The organism is Gilliamella sp. Nev5-1, from assembly GCF_001690895.1.
Classification (GTDB): domain Bacteria; phylum Pseudomonadota; class Gammaproteobacteria; order Enterobacterales; family Orbaceae; genus Gilliamella; species Gilliamella apicola_C.
Map to the genome: position 1 here is coordinate 1 of NZ_LZHO01000075.1, position 4,139 is coordinate 4,139.

The following is a 4,139-nucleotide window of genomic DNA, read 5'->3' on the forward strand; positions in this document are numbered from 1 at the left end:
GTAATTTGAAGAAAAATTGACCTTTCCCCAATAATTGTAGCTACCCCCTAAAATAGTACAGCCAAAAAGTAGGAAATTCTCTATGATAAAAGTAAAAGAGGATTCAATGATGAAAAAATGACTGAAAATCAAATCGTCGCTATTTTAAAAGAAGCTGAAGCGGGTATTCCTGTCAAGGAACTCTGCCGTAAATAGGGCATGGGTAATTCAACTTTTTATCAATGGCGGGAAAAATAGGGCGGTATGGAAACTTCAGACATCAAACGTCTAAAAGAACTCAAGGCGGAAAACCGTAAGCTTAAGCAGATGTTTGCCGAACTGAGCTTAAAATCCCAGCTTCAGGAAGAAATCATAAAAAAGCTTTAGTGCCAACAGGGGCACGTAAAACGTGGGCACAGCAACTACAACAAAATCATTCAGTTACTATTGCTATGAGTTGTGCCATTGTTGGTTTAAGCCGTTGTGCTTACTATTATCAAGCTAAGTTACAGGATGATTCGGTGATTGTTTCGGTGTTGAATGCTATCACAGACCGGCATTTACGCTGGGGCTTTCCTAAATGTTTTAATCGTATCAGAAAGCTCGGCTATCAATGGAATCATAAACGGGTATATCGGGTGTATTGTGAGTTAAAACTGAATCTTAAAACAAAACGAAAACAACGAATTCCACCTCGGGAGCCAGAAAAGTTATTGGCTCCCAATAAACAAGGTGAATGTTGGTCAATGGATTTTATGAGTAATAGTCGTTGCAATCAACGTCGTTTTAGAGCCTTCAATGTGATAGATGATTTTAACCGTGAGGCATTAGGCATTGATATTGGCGTGAGTTTACCCGCAGGGAGAGTGACTCGTTATTTGGATAAATTGGCGGAGTATCATGGTTACCCGTTAAAAATACGGGTAGATAATGGACCTGAATTTACAGGAAAAACCTTTACCAACTGGGCTAAATTACATGGTATAACCATTGTTTATATAGAGCCTAGTAGCCCATATCAAAATGGCTATATTGAACGATTTAATCGTACCTATCGTACTGAAGTACTCGATTTATATCTTCTTAACAACTTAGCACAAGCAAGGAGAATAACCGAAGAAGGGTTAACGATTTATAACACCGAAAGACCACATGAGGCATTAAATAACATGACACCGCTCGAATATAAAACATTAAAACAGGCAGCTTAATTTTCTACGTGAGTTGTGTACTAAGTTTGGGGTATTTACAGTCGAACACCAATGGAAACATTGCTTGATGGAAAACGGATCTGGGAAGAAAAAATTTGAACCAGATTTAACCTGACAAACACCCAATAAAAACTGGTAATTGTCAGATTAGGTTTGAGCTAGTACATATGTAGATAACATATTTATTATCTACATAAATCAATATTTATCATAGAGTAAATATAAGGTTGCTACAACATTCTAACATAGTCTTTCCACCTTATCGTTATGCAATGCCATTCTGTACAAGGATGGTGTATTTAACTATAGCAAAAAAGCAGACGTATAATTTATCCTCTGTTATAATCGCTTTCTTTTTGAACTTAATGTTATGTTTTGAAGTACATTTTAGAATTATTTTAAATCGCCTTGATTTTATCGATTTTTTTAGCACAAATAGCAAAAAAAGAATATGTTAATATTTAAGGTTAAAAATTAATAGTTAATCGGCTATTTATTGAAAGGAATTAATGACCATGATACTTGATAATAATCAAAAATTAGGACTTTTTTGTCTTACATTATTTTCTGTTTTTTTCATTATTTTAATGCAAGTTCATTTAATGCCTGCAGTGATTGCAGGTTTATTAACCTATACCTTAACTCAGAAATTAGATGATTTTCTATCACGAAAAATGATGCGCTTTAGCCATCGATCAAAATTAGTTTCTGTATTAGTCCTAACGACTCTGATTATTGGTATTTTTATTGGTGGTTTTTGGTATTTATTTGCTTGGTTTGTTGATATGGCTAAGCATCCTACCGAAACGTTAACAAATATGAAATTAGTGGTAAACAATGTAATAAACAGTCTTCCACCAAGTATTACTCATTATTTGCCAGATGATTTAGATGAAGTTAAATCCACGATAATGGTTTATCTTAAAGATCATATATTCTATCTACAATCTATCATTAAAAAAGTATTTCACGATTTAATCATATTAATTGTGGGAATGATTATTGGGTTAATTCTTGGTTATAAAGAAAATAAACGTAACGTTGATTACAACAAAGTTGAACAAAGACCACTAACTAAAGCCCTAAAAGCAAGTTTAAACCGATTAGTTGTAGTATTCCAGTATGTTGCTATGTCACAAGTTGTGATTGCATTATTTAATACAATAATGACGTCTATTTTGTTATTTATTATTCTGCCTGTGTTTGGTATTCATTTACCGTTTAGCAAAAGTTTAGTCTTAGCCACATTTGTTTTTGGACTTATTCCAATTATTGGAAACTTAATTGTTAACGCATTAATCTTTGTTGTTGCATTTACAGTATCATTCACTGTTGCGATGGCGATTATTGTTTATTTAATTTTAATTCATAAAATGGAATATGTACTTAATGCCAAAATAGTTGGAACAAAAATTCATGCAGGCATTTGTGAATTATTAATTGCGATGCTATTTTTAGAAACACTTTTTGGTGTGATTGGTTTAATCTTTGCACCTATTTTTTATGCATTTATAAAATTATCGTTAAAAGAGTTAGAAATTATTTAATTTGAAAATAATCAATGTGTTATATATTAGCAGTGATTTCATTTACGTAGACAACTATTTACAATAAATCTATTACTGGGTAATCATATCTCGATATTACCCAGACTCAATATACTAACTGTAAATACCCTAATGAAGCGACAATTACGCTATTAGGGCTAAAAGCAGGACAGCCAAATACGTCGTTCTCTCCCACAACGTTTATTATTTATGCTGATCAAGCGCAAACTAAACCTATATATAGTTTTACAATTAACAAATGGTTTATTTTATTAGAGGATGGTAAACGAACATTTAAAGAAAGTAGAGAGTATTGTGAAAGCATTGGGTACCGCCTTCCTACTGTACCTGAATTAACCAATGTTAAAAATGTTGAGCTAAATTGGCATCAAGGATACCCTACTGGTAAAGAAGGGTTCTCTAAGGTACAACTTGGAGGAGGAATCATTTCAGAATGGGGCTCTGATGTTTTTAGGCTAGATCGTCATATTTATAGAAAATTTTGGTCGAATAATCGCCATAAGAATGATAACTACTACTTAGTTGATGTTTATAGATTGATATTTTCAGAACCAATAACAGAACAAATTGGCTACGCACTTTGTATTTCACCGTAATCTTTAAACGGCAGCCGCACAGCAATAACAACGGGTGATTTAATACAGATAGAGCAATACTTTGTAGATAGAAAGGTAATATTAAAATGATTTATTTTGGTTTAGGAGCGACGTTATGATATATGTAGTAACAGAAACAACTAATTAATGCGTAAGAGCAACTAACCATAAAATAATTTTTATTTATATCGTAGTGCCAATATGTAATGATAATTCAAATCTAGGATTTAAAGATTTAGCTTGTGATGTATTGTTCAATATTGCATTGTTTAGGCACGGTTACCGCTGTAAAAAAAGCGTCAGAAAACCAATTGATTTTATTTAAGTTTTTTTTGTTGGATTAACCGCCGTGTAGGCGGTTAATTATTGATGCTTTACAATAAAACAGCAGTGGATTTGCTTGTTGCGTTTAAAATCAAGCGAAAGTGTTTTATTGGTAATTTCTTGATAGGTAAGTCCTAGATCTTGCATACCACTGCTATCCATCTTAAAACCACGTTTATTATTCGAAAAGAGGATAGTGCCATTAGGTTTTAGCAAGCGTTTTAGATCCGCCATTAATTTTAGGTGATCTCGTTGCACATCAAAGGTATTATTCATACGTTTGGAATTCGAAAATGTTGGCGGATCGATAAAAATTAAGTCGAATTGTTCATCGGATTGAGATAAATAAAGCAAACAGTCAGCCTGAATTAATCGGTGCTTTTTACCTGTTAAACCATTTTGTTTTAAATTACGATCTGCCCATTCTAAATAGGTGCGTGACATATCAACGGTAGTGGTTG

4 protein-coding genes are annotated in these 4,139 nt (G+C 33.1%); 3 read left to right on the forward strand and 1 reads right to left on the reverse strand.

Annotated features, from left to right (window positions below; genetic code table 11):
* Positions 1-243 precede the first annotated feature (243 nt).
* From A9G41_RS14780 to A9G41_RS10240, 3 genes are all read left to right on the forward strand, one after another.
* Positions 244-366 (forward strand): hypothetical protein, encoded by a 123-nt coding sequence (locus A9G41_RS14780; RefSeq protein ID WP_257005433.1) that lies wholly within the window; start codon positions 244-246, stop codon positions 364-366.
* Positions 366-1,190 (forward strand): IS3 family transposase, encoded by an 825-nt coding sequence (locus A9G41_RS10235; protein WP_075539631.1) that lies wholly within the window; start codon positions 366-368, stop codon positions 1,188-1,190. The genes A9G41_RS14780 and A9G41_RS10235 overlap by 1 nt, the downstream gene beginning before the upstream one ends.
* Before the next feature lie 509 nt (positions 1,191-1,699).
* Positions 1,700-2,737, forward strand: coding sequence for an AI-2E family transporter (locus tag A9G41_RS10240; RefSeq protein WP_081302095.1), 1,038 nt, complete (start codon positions 1,700-1,702; stop codon positions 2,735-2,737).
* Between the two features lie 980 nt (positions 2,738-3,717).
* On the opposite strand, the gene A9G41_RS10245 is transcribed toward A9G41_RS10240, so the two are convergent.
* Positions 3,718-4,139, reverse strand: a 422-nt coding sequence (locus tag A9G41_RS10245; RefSeq protein ID WP_143425457.1) for a methyltransferase domain-containing protein, incomplete at its 5' end; no start/stop codon positions are given.